Origin of the sequence: Actinoplanes sp. NPDC020271 (genome assembly GCF_044388125.1) — a bacterium.
In the GTDB taxonomy this organism is placed as follows: domain Bacteria; phylum Actinomycetota; class Actinomycetes; order Mycobacteriales; family Micromonosporaceae; genus Actinoplanes.
In genome coordinates this window covers 43,050-56,776 of the sequence record NZ_JBIRWQ010000014.1, presented here as the reverse complement: position 1 = coordinate 56,776, position 13,727 = coordinate 43,050, and the positions used below count along the sequence as shown (strand labels likewise).

The window sequence follows — 13,727 nt, the reverse complement described above, 5'->3', positions numbered from 1 at the left end:
ATCAACCTAGCGGCACCGGGCGACGCTCCACAGCCCCTGTGGATACGTTGTCCACAGGCCCGGCCGGGTGATCTCGCGGAGCGGGCAGAATGGAGGCATGCCACAACCGCTCGATCAAGCGCTCGCCGAGGTGCGCGAACTCCTTCTCGCCCCGGGGCTGACCCGTGCCGTCGCGGCCGGTCGGCGCCGCGGGTATGTGCCCTCGGTCACACGGGCCCAGGTTCGCCCCGTCACTCTGAAGAGCGGTCCCAAACTGCAGATCGTCACCGACGACGGCGCGCGGCCCTTCACCCGCAATGTCGCGCCGGGCGCTGAGGCGGCCGCCGCGATCGACGAGCTGCTGGCCGAGCCGTTCGGCAACTGGCACGTGGAGACCGACTCGGCCACCGTCCAGGTGCGGATCACGAAGAAGGGCGACGCCCAGGTCCACCGGGCCGCCGCGGCCGCCGCACCCGCGACCCCGCAAGATCATGACCGGGCCAAGCAGTGGCTTCTCGACCCCGGTGACCCGCTGTTCGCGGTGATCGGAGGCAACGCGGCCAAGCGGCGGCAGATCGACGCGTTCCTGCGCGCGCTCGCCGCAACCCTGCCCGACGAGCTTCCGCCGACGCTGCGCGTCGTCGACCTGGGCTGCGGAAACGCTTACCTGACCTTCGCCGCCTACCGCTATCTGGCCGGGCGGGGCGTCACGGTTCAGGTCGCCGGGGTCGATGTCCGGGAAGATCAGCACGTACGTAACGGTGAGGTCGCCACCGAGCTCGGCTGCTCCGACGAGGTGACCTTCGTGGCCGGCACCATCGAGGCCGCCGAGCTGCCGTTCACGCCGGATCTCGTGCTGGCGCTGCATGCCTGCGACACCGCCACCGACCAGGCGCTGGCCCGTGCCGTCCGGTGGGAGGCGCGCTGGGTCCTGGCCGCGCCCTGCTGCCACCACGACATCGCCGCCCAACTCAAGGGCAACACATCGCCGTCACCCTATGGCGAGTTCACCCGGCACGCGATCCTCCGCGAGCGCTTCGCCGACGTGCTGACCGACTCGCTGCGGGCCGGGCTGCTGCGGCTCAACGGCTATCGGGTCGACGTGGTGGAGTTCATCGACTCCGCGCACACGCCGCGCAACCTGATGCTGCGCGCGCGGCGCACCGGGGCGGCGCCGACAGCCGAGCAGCGCGCCGAATATGACGCCCTGATCGGGCAGTGGGAGGTGAAACCGGCGCTGGCCGGGCTGCTCAGCTGACCTGCAGCGTCCACTCGGCGGTGTGGACCTGGCCCGCGACCTGGAAGTCGAAGAACATCCGGTAGGAACCGGGGCTGGGCGCCGTCACCCAGAACTTGACCTTGCCGTCGACGAGTTGCTGCTCCGGGTGGACGTGCAGGTAGGCGACGTCTCCCTGGCGCAGCACGACCAGGTGACCGTACGCGCCGAGGTAGGGCTCGACGGTCCCACCGGTGACCGTCATCAGCAGGGGCTGGACCGCTGTGGTGTCGGGTGCCCCCGCATAGGTGACGGTCAGGCCGGCCACGGTCGCCTGGTCGGACACGGCGGGCAGCGCCTGCGGCACGTAGTTCCCGGCCACGGTGAGGTCGGTCCCGAGCGTCGTGGCGACCTGCCGGCCGCCGACCAGGGCGGTGAAGTCCGCGATCATGCGGTAGACGCCCGGCTGGGCCAGCGTCAGGTCGATGCTCCAGGTGCCGTCGTCGGCCATCACCGGGTGCAGGTGCTGAAAGCCGGTGAGGTCCCGCCGGGCCACGATCAGGTGCAGCGGCTTGTCGTGCACGATCGCGTAGGAGGTGACCGGAGTCCCCCCGGTCGCGTCGATCGTGAAGCTCAGACGCTGCTGCTTCCCGGCCTCGAACGTGGTGGTGGCCGGGCGCAGGGTCAGGCCGTCGGAGCTGAGCGAGAGGCCCCCGACGACGGCGCTGGTCGCGGCAACCCCGGCGCCGGTCGCGCCGTGGGTGTGCGGCATGTTCTCGTTGACCACCGTGCTGCCGGTGCTGGTGGCGGCGGCCGGGGTCGTGGTGGCGCTCGCGCTCGTGCCGTTGTTGAGCCGGCCCAGCCCGTAACCGGCGAAGAGCACCACGATCAGCAGGGCGCCGATCGCGGCGAAGCGGAACGTGGAGTTCTTCTCGGGCTCGCCGGCGGGCGCCGCGGCCGGCTCCTCGTCGTCGGTGAGGTCGAGGGACCATTTGGACTTGTGGCGGGGTGGGTCCTCGGTCGGTACGTCCACGTTTCTCATCGGTACAGGGTCGTGTGGGACGGCCGCGCGTCGAGCATCCGGCTTTTCGCTATTTTCTGCTTTTGTTACTTCCGCTGGCGCTTCAGCGGGGTGATCGGCGGCGTCGCCGGGATGGTCAGGCATCCGCGAGCTCGTAGCCGGCCTCGTCCACCGCCGCGCGCACCGCGTCGTCACCGAGCGGCGCCTCGCTGGTCACCGTCACCCCACCGGAACCCAGATCGACCTGCACACCGGAGACGCCGGGAAGCGCCGAGATCTCTTCGGTCACCGCGTTGACGCAGTGCGAGCAGGTCATGCCCTTGACGGTGTAGGTGCTGGTGACAGCCATGACAATCGCCTTTCCGGGGTTGTGGGCGGTTTCCGCCACGTCAGAGGCGCCGACCCTAGGACTTGATCAACCGGGCAATCGCGTCGGACGCCTCTTTGACCTTGGCCGACGGGTCGCCGGCGCGCGCCGCGTCCACGACGCAGTGGGCCAGATGATCCTCGAGCAGGCCGACCGCGACCGCCTGCAGCGCGCTTTTCGCGGCGGAGATCTGGGTCAGGACATCAATGCAATACGTATCCTCGTCGACCATCCGCTGCAGCCCACGGATCTGGCCCTCGACCCGGCGCAGGCGGCTGAGCAGGGCCACCTTGTCACCGGAGTAACCGTGCGGACCGTGCTGCGGGACAGCCTCCTCAGACATGCGTCCAAGCATACCCCCCACCGGTATGAAGGAAGTGTCATACCCGGGAGTTACCGTGCCGCCGTGCGAATCGATCCGTGGGAGGCGGCACATCGTTCCGCCCTCGATCATGTCCTCGGCCTGATCGCCGAATCGTCCTGGGCCGACGTGCTGATGCTGCGCGGCAGCATGCTGATGCCGGCCTGGGTCGGTGAGCAGGCCCGGCTGCCCGGTGACCTCGACTGGATCGTGCTCTCCGACGGCCTCACCCTTCCCGACCGTCGCGCGCCGTGGCCGTTCGTCGACACCATCGACCCGGCCCAGCACTGGCCGGAGGCGGTGCACGGCGGCGCGCGCAACGAGATGTGGACGTTCGAGGAGTTCGAGACCGGTGGTCAGCACCCCCGGCTGCCACCCGAGGGTCTGCACTGGATGGGCGCGGAACAGCTGACCGAGACGGGGTACACGGTCGGCTTCGTGCGGGACATGGTGACGGACAGTCCGCGGACCGAGGAGGGGGTGGAATTCGACCTGGACGCCATCCTCGAGATCGATTCCGTGGACTACTACTCCGACGACGGTGAATACGGGGTGATGGAACCGGGCCGGGGCATCCGGACCACGATCGAGCTCCCCTGGGTCACGCCCGGCGGCGAGGGCGGCAAGGTCAACATCGATTTCGCGTTCGACGAGGTGGTGCCCGAGCCGCCGGTGCTGACCGCGGTGCCGCGTGCGGACGGGCGCTCCCCGCTGGGCCTGCTCACCGCGTCACGCGAGTTGTCGCTGGCCTGGAAACTGCACTGGCTCGCCGCCGACCAGTCCACCCAGCGGGTCTCGGCCGCCAAGGACCTGTACGACGCCGTCCTCCTCGCCGAGGTGCCCGGGATTAGGCTGCCGGAACGCCTCCAGCCGTTCGCGCTCGACGAGCTCGTGACGCTTCTCACCCTGCCGACCTGGTCGATCGAGGGTGACCTGCCTGGCGGCGCGGCGCCGTGGCTCGCCCGGCTGGCCGCCGCCCTCCCGGCCCTGCAAGCGTGAGCGCTCCCGTCCTGCGCCTCCCAGCTGCACTCCGCCCAGCACTCCCGCGGTGCGCTCCCGTCCAGCACTCCCGCCCAGCATTCCCTCCGGCGTTTCCGCTGTGCGCTCCCTCCGGCGTTTCCGGGTCTGGAACCGTGAGAAAGCGTTGGCCGACCGGTCACCGGCCCGTGGCAGGATGCGGCGGAGTTCGGAAACGCTGAAGGAGTCACTGTGGGAGACCGCGAACGCAACGGCTACGTCCTGACCGACGACGCGAGCCGGGTGGATGTCGATCGCGTGCACCGTTGGCTGGCCGAGGAGTCCTACTGGGCTGCCGGCCGCTCGCACGACCTGGTCGCCCGGTCGATCGAGGGTTCGCTGCCCTACACGATCCGGCACGACGGCGAGCAGGTCGGCTTCGCCCGCGTGGTGACCGACGGCGCCACCTTCGCCTGGGTCTGCGACGTCTTCGTCGACGAGCGGCACCGCGGCCACGGCCTGGGCGTGTGGCTGATCGACAGCATCGTCGAGGACATGACCGACCGCGGCATCCTGCGCCTGCTGCTGGCGACCCGGGACGCGCACGAGGTCTACCGCCGGTCGGGCTTCACCCCGCTGGCCGGCCCGGGCCGGTTCATGGAGATCGACCGCCGTCCCACCCGCAACGCCATCCTCGGGCTGGCCTGACCCACCGCCTGCGTCAGCCGGCCACCGCCAGCGCCAGCGGCAGGACCGCCTCGGCCCCGGCTTTGCGCAGGACACGACCGGCCAGCGCCATCGTCCACCCCGAATCGACCAGGTCGTCGACGAGCAGCAGCGGGCCGGGCGCCTCCTCGATCTCGGCCCGGACCTGCGGCGGAACGCTGAACGCGTCGTGCAGCGCCCGCACTCGCTGGGCGCTGTTGCCCCGGAAGCCCGCCTCCCCCGACGGCACCGGCGGCAACGCCCCGAGCAGCGGCAACCGCCCCACCTGCGCGATGTGCTCGGCCAGGCTGTGGACAAGTTGTGGATGACGGTGGGAGCCGACCGCAACGACGCCGACCGGGCGCTGCTCCCAGGCGTCGTCGCCGCGCGCCCACGCCTTGAGCACCTCGACCACCGCCGCGGCCAGCTCGGCGGGGATCGGCCCGTCCGGTGAGTCGGGGCCGACCAGGCCGCGCAACCGCGAACCCCACCCGAGGTCGGAGAGGCGGCCGACCGCCCGGCCGGGCGCGATCTGCTCGGCCGCCGCGATCCTGCCCTTCAGCGAGATGCCGACCGCGGACAGGCCGGTGGGCCACATCTTCTTCGGGGCGATCTCGACCCCGGGACGCCCGAGGAACGCCCCCGCGGCGGAGAGCGCCGCCGAGGACACGTCGGTGTCGAAGAGCGGACCGGCGCAGTTGTCACACCGCCCGCACGGTGCGGCCTCCGGATCGTCCAGGCAGCGGCGGAGGAACTCCATGCGGCAGACGGGAGTCACCGCATACTCAATCATGGTTTGTTGTTCGGTTTCCCGGGCCTCGGCGACCCGCCGCAGCCGGGCGTGGTCATATTCCCAGGGCTGGCCGGTGGCGAGCCAGCCGCCGCGGGTGCGCCGCACCGCGCCGTCCACGTCGAGGACCTTGAGCATCAGCTCCAGCCGATTGCGCCGCATGTCGACCAGCGGCTCCAGGGCCTGTGTCGACATCGCGTGGTCGGTGGTGAGCTGGGCCAGCACCGCGTGCACCTGCTCCTCCGGCGGGAAGGCGAGAGAGGCGAAATATCGCCAGATCGCGGCGTCCTCCGGGCCGGGGAGCAGCATCACCTCGGCGTGCTCGACCGCACGACCGGCGCGACCGACCTGCTGGTAGTAGGCGATCGGCGAATTCGGCGCGCCCAGGTGCACGACGAACCCGAGATCCGGCTTGTCGTAACCCATGCCGAGCGCGGACGTCGCGACCAGCGCCTTGATCTTGTTGTCCAGCAGGTCCTGCTCGGCCGCGCGACGCTCGGCGTCGTCGAGCTGACCCGTGTACGACGCGACCGGGAACCCGCGCGAGCGCAGGAAATCAGCGGTCTCGGTGGCCCCGGCCACGGTCAGCGTGTAGATGATGCCCGACCCCGGGAGCCGCTCCAGGTTGTCGGCGAGCCAGGCCAGCCGATGCGTCGGGTCGGGCAGCCGCAGCACCGCCAGGCGCAGCGAGTCGCGGCCCAGCGCGCCGCGCAGCACCAGCGCGTCGCCGAGTTGGTCGGCGACGTCGGCGGTGACCCGGGCGTTGGCCGTCGCGGTGGTCGCGAGCACCGGCGTGTGGTTCGGAAGACCGGCCAGGAACGTCCGCAACCGCCGATAATCCGGCCGGAAGTCGTGGCCCCAGTCGGAGACGCAATGCGCCTCGTCGACCACGAGCAGCCCGGTGCTGTGCGCGAGGCCGGGCAGCACGTTGTCGCGGAAATCCGGATTGTTGAGCCGCTCGGGGCTGATCAGCAGCACGTCGACCGCGCCGGCCCGGATCTCCTGCTCGATCTCGGACCACTCCTCCAGATTCGCCGAGTTGATCGTGCGGGCACGGATGCCGGCCCGGGCCGCCGCGTCGACCTGGTTGCGCATCAGGGCCAGCAGCGGGGAGACGATCACCGTGGGCCCGGTCGGCCCGTTCTCGCGCAGGAGCGCGGTGGCCACGAAGTAGACCGCCGACTTGCCCCACCCGGTGCGCTGCACGCAGAGCACCCGGCGGCGGTCGACGGTGAGCGCCTCGATGGCGCGCCACTGATCCTCACGCAGTCGCGCATGCTCGCCGGCGAGCCGGCGCAGCACCTGCTCGGCACGCTCCCGCACACTCGCCCGCTCAGCCGCACCGGCTGCCATCCGCGTCGTCTCGGTCACCCGGCATGTCTATCAGCACCCACCGACAGAACCGGAGTTATCCACAGCGCGGGGTTGTCCACAGGACGCCAAGATTTTCGAGCGGCGGGCGGCGCGGCGGGCCAAGCTCGTGGGCATCCGGGCAAACGCGACCCGGGCCCACTCCTGAATGGAAGTCTCAGGACATGACCAAAACGATCGCCGAGAAGCTGCTGATCAAGCCGAACTCCACCGTCTGGCTCAGCCAGCCGGCCCGTCTGCCGCTGCTCACCCCGATGCCGGAGGGTGTGCGCGAGACCGGGACGCTGGCCACCGCCGGCACCGCCGTGCTCTTCGCCGAGGATGCCGCCTCCGTCCGCGAGCAGTTGACCGAGCACCGGGCCGACCTGGACAAGCCGAGCGCGTTCTGGATCGCCTATCCGAAAGGCAACAAGGCGGATATCAACCGGGACACGCTCTGGCCCATCGTGGCCGATTTCGACATGCGTCCGTGCGGCCAGGTGGCGATCGACGACCGTTGGTCCGGGTTGCGTTTCCGGCCGAACCGTCCGGACGAGGGCCGCTTCTCCGGAGCCAGTCAATGACCTGCGGAAATTCAAGATCCAATCATTGCCGTACGAGGGAGCCGGCCCCACCCACCGTGACGGCGCGACGGCCGGTCCCGGTCGTGCCCGGCCCCTCGCGTCCGGAACGGTCCCCGAGGTCAGCGCCCCAGGACCGTGCCCCCGTTCACGTTGATGATCTGCCCCGTGACGAACCCTCCGCCCGGCCCGACCAGCCAGCGCACCGCCTCGGCCACCTCCTGCGGCTCTCCCGCCCGGTTGACCAGCGAGGAGGCGACCCGCGAGGCGTGCCCCTCGGGTGTCATCCGGCCGGCGAAGAACTCGCTGTCGGTGATGTATCCGGGCGAGATCACATTGGCTGTGATCCCTTCCGCACCCAGCTTCGTGGCGAGATCCAGACCGTATCCGTGGAGCGCGGCCTTGGCCGCCGAGTAAGGGCCGCCGCCACCCCGCTGTGCCGCGATCGAACTGGTCAGGATGATTTTCCCGCCCGGCCGGCGCAGGCTCGGCAGCAGTGCGGTGGTCATCAGCACCGCGGTCAGCACGTTGGAGTCCAGGGTCGCCCGCCAGCGCTCGGCCACGTCGTCGAGCGTGCTGTCGTCGCCACCGATGAACGCGCCCGCGTTGTTGACCAGCACGTCCAGCGGCCGCCCGGCCACCGCCTCGACGACCTGGTGCACCTGCGCCGGGTCGGCGGCGTCGGCGGTCACGGCGGAAGCCTGCGGGCCGATCCACTTGACCGCGTCGGCCAGCACGTCGGGCCGGCGACCCACGATGATCACGTCAAAACCCTCGCCGGCCAGCATGCCCGCGATCGACCTGCCGATTCCGGTGCCACCCCCGGTGACCACAGCCAGTCTTGTCATGACCTCGACCCTATCGAAGTAGGCCGTTCGGTGGTCTCACAGTGCGAGGGAGAACCCGCTGCTCCGCTTGGCCGGTGGGGGCGGCGTACGGGTGACCGGCGGCGGCACGACCCGCCTGCGCGGGGTGGCGCTCTGGCGCGACGGCTGGCGTTTGCGCTTGCGGATCGTCTCCTCGGGCCGGTCCCTGGCCGAGGCCGCGCTCACCGAGTCGTCCTTGACCGGGGCGGCCTCGCTGACGCTGCCCAGCACCTCGGCCCGGCACGGGTGGCCGTTCATCGCGAAGGAGAGCGGCAACGGGTTGCGGTCGCGGTAACCGCCGCGCAGCGTGACGACCCGGGTCCGGCCCTGACCGTGCACCATCACGTGGCGCCCGCGCTGCGCGACCGTTTCGGACGTCCCGGCCAGCTGCTGCGTGCCCGGGAACGAGAAGTCCACCCGCCAGTCCCCCGGGCCACCCGACGTGACCACGGTCATCCGCGCTTCGAAGGAACCGCCCGAGTCCCGCTGTACCTGGTAACTGACCGTGCAGCGGATCCGGCGCACCGAGGCGCCGCCCGGGGCGGGTCCGGCGGCGGAGGCGCTGGACTGGTCGGCCTCCGCGGCTTCGCGCCGGGCCGACCAGCTCAGCGCGCTGCCGGTGAGCAGCACGACGGTGGCCAGCGCCGCGGCGACCGACAGCCGGCTCCGAGCCGGGGCCGGGCGCCCTCGGCGGGTCCAGCCGGTGGCCGGGCCGGGTCGTCGCGTCCCGGCCCCGATGAACAGGCCACCGCCCAGCGGCCGCACCCCGCCCATCCGCAGCGCCGCACCGACCCGCAGGGCCGCGCGCAGCCGCAGCTTGCGCAGCCGGCTCCGGGCCGAGCCGCGCTCACGGTCGTCCGGCGAGATGGCAACGGGCACCACGCCCCGGGCGGCGACGCTCGACCGCTCCCCCGGGCGCAGCGGCGGGATGATCGGGCGCACCCCGACGGTGGCCGCCAGGCCGCGGGCCAACTCGGCCGAGAGCGGCCGGTCGCCCGGGTCCTTGGCCAGGCAGCGCAGGCACAGGTCGGCCACCGCGGGCGGCATCCCGGGCAGGTCGGGGACGGGTTCGGGGTCGGCGTAAAGGTGGGCTCGGAGCGCCTCCGTGGTGGTCTGGGCCGGCCACGGCATCCGGCCGGTGAGAGAGCGATAGAGCAGCAGTCCGAGGGCGTAGACGTCGGTCGCCGGGGAGACCGGCGCGCCGCCGAGACGCTCCGGGGCGAGGTAGGCGGGCGTGCCGAGCAGGCTGCCGTCCGGGCCGGCGTCGCGCTGGCCGACCACCGCCGAGATGCCGAAGTCCACCACCTTCGCCCCGGCTCCGGTGAGCATCACGTTGGCCGGGGTCACGTCGCGGTGCACCACACCGCGGGCGTGCGCGGTGGCCAGCGCCGACGAGACCTCGGCGCAGACCATCACCGCCTCCCGCCAGTCCAGCGAGCCTTGCCGGCCGATCCGCGCGCCGACCGACTCGCCGTCGTTCAGTTCCATCACCACGTAAGGAACGGTCAGATGCTCCGAGAGCAGCGCTTCGCCGAAGTCGTAGACACCGGTGATGTGCGGGTGGCAGAGCCGGGCCGCGGCGAGCGCTTCCTGGCGCAGCCGGTCCCGGGACGTACGATCCGTGGCCAGTTGCGGGGTGAGCACCTTGACCGCGACCTCGCGACCCAGCGTCTCGTCGTAGGCACGCCAGACCACCGACATCCCGCCGGTGCCGAGCTTCTCGACGAGGCGGTAACGCCCGGCGAGGCGAAGCGATCCTTCGTGACCGTTTCGCTCCGTACGCCCCATGCGCCGATTCTCGCCCGAGCGGCTCGTCCTCCGGAGCCGCACACCGAAACCCGTACGGATTCGCCGGCCGGACAGCCCTCGGCGAGCCCCGCAGCCGGCACGTCAAACGCCGCGGGCGGCGCTCAGGCCGGCGTGGCCGGAGCCGGGATCAGCTCAGCGGGCGGCGCTCAGGCCGGCGTGGCCGGAGCCGGGATCAGCTCAGCGGGCGGCGCGATCAGCTCGGCAGAAGCTGGTCAACCGGCGCGTAATCGTCGGTCAGGACCCGGGCGCCGCCGATGTAGGTGGTCAGGTCGGCACCGGAGAGGAGCTTGACCGGCTTCTCGACCTGGGCGAGCCGCTCACCGAGAGCGGCCAGCGGCAGCGGACCGCGGGCGGCGACGATCACGAAGTTGGAGCCGACCTCGCCGGCCAGGGCATCCGCCGGGGCGATCAGGGCCACGTCCGGGAAGGCGGCCGCGACCGTGGCCAGCTCGGCGCGGATCAGGCGATCCGGCGGGTAGTCGATCACGTTCTGGGCGTAGATGCCGTCGGCGCGCAGAGTCCGGGCAATCTCCGTGGCCATCTCCCGGGTCGCCAGGTGCCACGGCACCACCTGGTGGCCGAAGGCGTCGCCGACCACCAGGTCGTAGGCCTCGGCCGGGCGCTCGGACACGCCGACCCGGGCGTCACCGATCCGGACCCGCAGGTCCGGGCCGGTGACCAGGCCGAGCTTGCGCCGGTCGAGGTCGACCAGGCCGCCGTCGAGTTCGAGGACGAGCTGGTCACTGCCGGGACGGGTGGCGCGCAGGTAGTTGGGGACGGTGAACCCGCCGCCGCCGATGTGCAGGGCGTCGATCGGGGCGCCGGCCGGGCGGAGGACGTCGGCGACCGCGCCGATCCACTGGACGTATTCGAATTCGAGGTGACGGGGATCGTCGAGATCGACGTACGAGTGCGGGGCTGCGTTGAGCATCAGCGTGCGCCCACCCGGGTTGTCCGGGTCGGCCTCCACCCGGGCGCAGTGGTACGCCGTCTCCACGTCGCACGGCGTCGGGGAGATCGCCCCCATCCCGGCGCCGACCAGGCCGATCGTGGCGATCACGGACCGGAAACGGGGCGAGCCGGGCAGCCGCGGATGGGTCTCGTCGCGCCGCAGCCACCAGCCGAGCACCAGGCCGCCCAGCGCGAGCAGCACGGCCAGGCTCAGCACGATCGCGCTGCTCGGCATCGCGGCGACGAAGACGAAGCCGGTGCCGAGCGTCGCCGTGATCGCGCCGAGCGTGCCGATGCTGGACAGCCGCCCGACCACCGTGCCGGCCTCGCGCAGACTGCTGAGCTGCAACTTCACGACCATCGGCGGGATCGCGGAGAGCACGAAGGCGGGGAGGAAGACGGCCAGGGCGGCGAGCAGGAGCACGGCCGGGGCGGCGCCGCCCCGAAGCAGCTCACCGCCCCAGCGGACGAGCGGGAGCGTCACGGCGGTGCCGATGGCGCCGAGGATCAGGGCCGGGGCGAGCAGCATGCGCGGGTCGAACTGGTCGGCCAGGCGGCCGCCGAGCCACGCGCCGTAGGCGATCGCGGCCAGCGAGATGCCGATCACCGAGCTGCTGACCTGCAGGGTGACGCCGACGTAGGGGCCGACCAGGCGCAGGGCGACGATCTCGAGGACGAGCACGGCGCCGCTGGAGCCGAAGGCCAGGGCACTGGCCAGGGCCGTCGGCAGGGCGCGGGGCGGCGCTGTCTCCATCGCCGGGATGCTATCCGCCCTCGGCTGCATCCGCCCCACGAGCCACACCGGCGCCGGGAAAGGTGGTCAGAGTTCGGAGAGATGCACGTGGTTGGTGTGCACCACGGACGGCCCGCCGCTGGCGCTGTACGCCCGCCACCCGGTGCTCGGCGTCCAGATCTGCCGGTACCAGATCACGTACATCACGCCGAGCTTGTCGGCGTTCTTCACGAAGTAGGCGGCCAGCCGGTCCCCGTACTCCTTGTCGCTGCCGGTCGCGGCCGCATCCTTGAACGTGCTCGCGTTCGCCGAGAAGTCGCAGGCCCGCCCCTTCGGGTGCTCCCCGGAGTCTCGCTGGCTCCAGCAGACCGTGTAGTGCGTGAACCCGTCGGCCCGCGCCTGCTGGTAGGCGTGCAGCGTCCGCGGCGTCACGCATCCGGTCGAGGTCGGGTCGTCGACGGTGCACGACTCCTTCGGCCAGGAGCCGTCCGAGTTGCGCGGCGCGGGGTCGGCCGCCGGCGAGGAGGCGTCGATGAAGCCACCGGCCGATCCACCGCCGACCTCGGCGAGCGCGGTCTCGGCCTGCTTCTTCTTGCCTTCCATCACCTTGAGCTGCCGCTGCTGTTCGAGGATCTCGGCGTTGAGCGCGGTCTGCGCCTTCTTGGTGGTCTCGATGTCTTCCCGGTACGACGCGAGCGTGCTGCCGTCGACCTGGGCGAGCATGTCGAGGCCCTGGACCCGTTCGATGAAACTGTCCGGGTTGCCGCTGTTGAGCAGCAGCATCACGGTGCTCATCCGGCCCATCTGGTAGGACCGGTTGGCGACCGCGGACACCCGCGTGGTGAGCCGCCCGGCCCGGTCCTGCGCCGCTTTCATCGTGGCGTTGAGCTGCGTCTGCCGTTTCTTGGACGCGGCCAGTTTGGTCTTCGCCTGCTCGTAGCCCTTGGAGGCGGCCTCGAGATTGGCCCGCAGTTTCTTGGAGCCACCTTCCGGGTCCGCGGCCCAGGCCGCCGTGCCGGAGACGGCGAGAACCAGGGTGACGACGGCAGCCACGAGGGCGCCGAAGAGCCCGGCCCGCGGGTGGGAACTGCGCGTGGAACCGGCGCGCGCGGACACGGTGCGGAAACCAAGCGGGGGGATGACCGCCACGGAGACCTCCAAGTCGTGAGCGCCGGTACTTTACCGTGCCGGACCTGGAGAGAGGGAGATCGATCAGGTCGCCGAGTACCCGCCGTCGACGAAGAGTGTCTGACCGGTTACCGCTTGACTGGCACCGCTGGCCAGGAAGACCGCACATCCGGCGAAATCCGTCGGCAGCCCGTTGCGTCCGATCATCGTCCGGGCGGCGTGCGCCGACACTTTCGAGGGATCGGCGAAGACCGCTTCGGTCAGGGGCGTGTGCACGACGCCGGGCGCGATCGCGTTGACGCAGACGCCGTGGCGCGACCACGCCTCGGCCTGCGATCGGGTCAGGCCGACCAGGCCGGCTTTCGCGGCGCCGTAGGCCCCACTGTTCCCGTACGCCCGGAAGGCCTGCTGGGAGACGAGGTTGATGATCCGGCCCCAGCGGCGCTCGGCCATCACCGGCCCGAACGCCTGCCCGAGCAGGAACGGGGCGGTCAGGTTGGCCGCCACGGTGAGGTCCCAGACCTCCTCGGTGAGCTCACCCAGCGGCGGACGCAGGTTCACGCCGGCCGAGTTGACCAGGACGTCCGGAACGCCGTACCGGGAAATGATCTTGTCGATGGCGCCTCGCACCGCCTCGCGATCCGCCAGATCGGCGGAGATCGCGCCGCCCTCGGCGCCGAGTTTCTCCAGCTCGGCGACCACGTCATCCATCGGCGCGGGGCGCCGGGCGACCAGCACGACGCGAGCACCGGCCCGGCCGAGGGCGAGGGCGATCTCGCGGCCGATCCCGGAACTGCCGCCGGTCACCACCGCGGTCCGCCCGCTCAACCCGAAGAGCTCATCGAGGTACGACGCCATACCGGCACGGTAGAGCGCGGAGTGACCGCTTCGGATCGCAGTGTGAGATCCGCCA

13 protein-coding genes are annotated in these 13,727 nt (G+C 71.5%); 4 read left to right on the top strand and 9 right to left on the bottom strand.

Going from position 1 to position 13,727, the window contains the following annotated elements; translation table 11 throughout:
- Positions 1-97 precede the first annotated feature (97 nt).
- The gene (locus tag ACH442_RS27895) at positions 98-1,237 is read left to right on the top strand and encodes a class I SAM-dependent methyltransferase (protein ID WP_396341076.1); all 1,140 of its coding nucleotides are present in this window, start codon (positions 98-100) and stop codon (positions 1,235-1,237) included.
- Here the strand turns inward: ACH442_RS27895 and ACH442_RS27890 are convergent.
- The 3 genes from ACH442_RS27890 to ACH442_RS27880 form a co-directional block, all read right to left on the bottom strand.
- On the bottom strand, positions 1,230-2,237 hold the full coding sequence (locus tag ACH442_RS27890) for a hypothetical protein (RefSeq protein WP_396341075.1): 1,008 nt from the start codon (positions 2,235-2,237) through the stop codon (positions 1,230-1,232). The genes ACH442_RS27895 and ACH442_RS27890 overlap by 8 nt on opposite strands.
- Positions 2,238-2,352: 115 nt before the next feature.
- Entirely contained in the window at positions 2,353-2,565 is a 213-nt protein-coding gene (locus ACH442_RS27885; protein WP_396341074.1) for a heavy-metal-associated domain-containing protein, read from the bottom strand.
- Positions 2,566-2,620: 55 nt separating this feature from the next.
- A complete protein-coding gene (locus ACH442_RS27880) occupies positions 2,621-2,926 on the bottom strand; it encodes a metal-sensitive transcriptional regulator (RefSeq protein ID WP_396341073.1) in 306 nt (101 codons plus the stop codon).
- 63 nt (positions 2,927-2,989) lie between these two features.
- Between ACH442_RS27880 and ACH442_RS27875 the strand changes: the two genes are divergently transcribed.
- Entirely contained in the window at positions 2,990-3,943 is a 954-nt protein-coding gene (locus tag ACH442_RS27875) for a nucleotidyl transferase AbiEii/AbiGii toxin family protein (RefSeq protein WP_396341072.1), read from the top strand.
- A 210-nt stretch (positions 3,944-4,153) separates the two neighbouring features.
- Positions 4,154-4,609, top strand: a complete 456-nt coding sequence (locus ACH442_RS27870) for a GNAT family N-acetyltransferase (protein ID WP_396341071.1) — start codon at positions 4,154-4,156, stop codon at positions 4,607-4,609.
- A gap of 13 nt (positions 4,610-4,622) precedes the next feature.
- Here ACH442_RS27870 and ACH442_RS27865 read toward each other — a convergent pair whose 3' ends face one another.
- A complete protein-coding gene (locus ACH442_RS27865) occupies positions 4,623-6,749 on the bottom strand; it encodes a RecQ family ATP-dependent DNA helicase (protein ID WP_396341243.1) in 2,127 nt (708 codons plus the stop codon).
- A gap of 182 nt (positions 6,750-6,931) precedes the next feature.
- Between ACH442_RS27865 and ACH442_RS27860 the strand changes: the two genes are divergently transcribed.
- Complete coding sequence (locus ACH442_RS27860) at positions 6,932-7,330, top strand: hypothetical protein (protein WP_396341070.1); 399 nt, start codon at positions 6,932-6,934, stop codon at positions 7,328-7,330.
- Between the two features lie 119 nt (positions 7,331-7,449).
- Here ACH442_RS27860 and ACH442_RS27855 read toward each other — a convergent pair whose 3' ends face one another.
- From ACH442_RS27855 to ACH442_RS27835, 5 genes are all read right to left on the bottom strand, one after another.
- Complete coding sequence (locus ACH442_RS27855; protein ID WP_396341069.1) at positions 7,450-8,175, bottom strand: SDR family NAD(P)-dependent oxidoreductase; 726 nt, start codon at positions 8,173-8,175, stop codon at positions 7,450-7,452.
- A 36-nt stretch (positions 8,176-8,211) separates the two neighbouring features.
- Complete coding sequence (locus ACH442_RS27850) at positions 8,212-9,981, bottom strand: serine/threonine-protein kinase (RefSeq protein ID WP_396341068.1); 1,770 nt, start codon at positions 9,979-9,981, stop codon at positions 8,212-8,214.
- 214 nt (positions 9,982-10,195) lie between these two features.
- Complete coding sequence (locus ACH442_RS27845; RefSeq protein ID WP_396341067.1) at positions 10,196-11,707, bottom strand: fused MFS/spermidine synthase; 1,512 nt, start codon at positions 11,705-11,707, stop codon at positions 10,196-10,198.
- Positions 11,708-11,773: 66 nt separating this feature from the next.
- Positions 11,774-12,835, bottom strand: a complete 1,062-nt coding sequence (locus ACH442_RS27840; RefSeq protein WP_396341066.1) for a coiled-coil domain-containing protein — start codon at positions 12,833-12,835, stop codon at positions 11,774-11,776.
- 63 nt (positions 12,836-12,898) lie between these two features.
- Positions 12,899-13,672, bottom strand: coding sequence for an SDR family NAD(P)-dependent oxidoreductase (locus ACH442_RS27835; RefSeq protein WP_396341064.1), 774 nt, complete (start codon positions 13,670-13,672; stop codon positions 12,899-12,901).
- Positions 13,673-13,727: the final 55 nt, after the last annotated feature.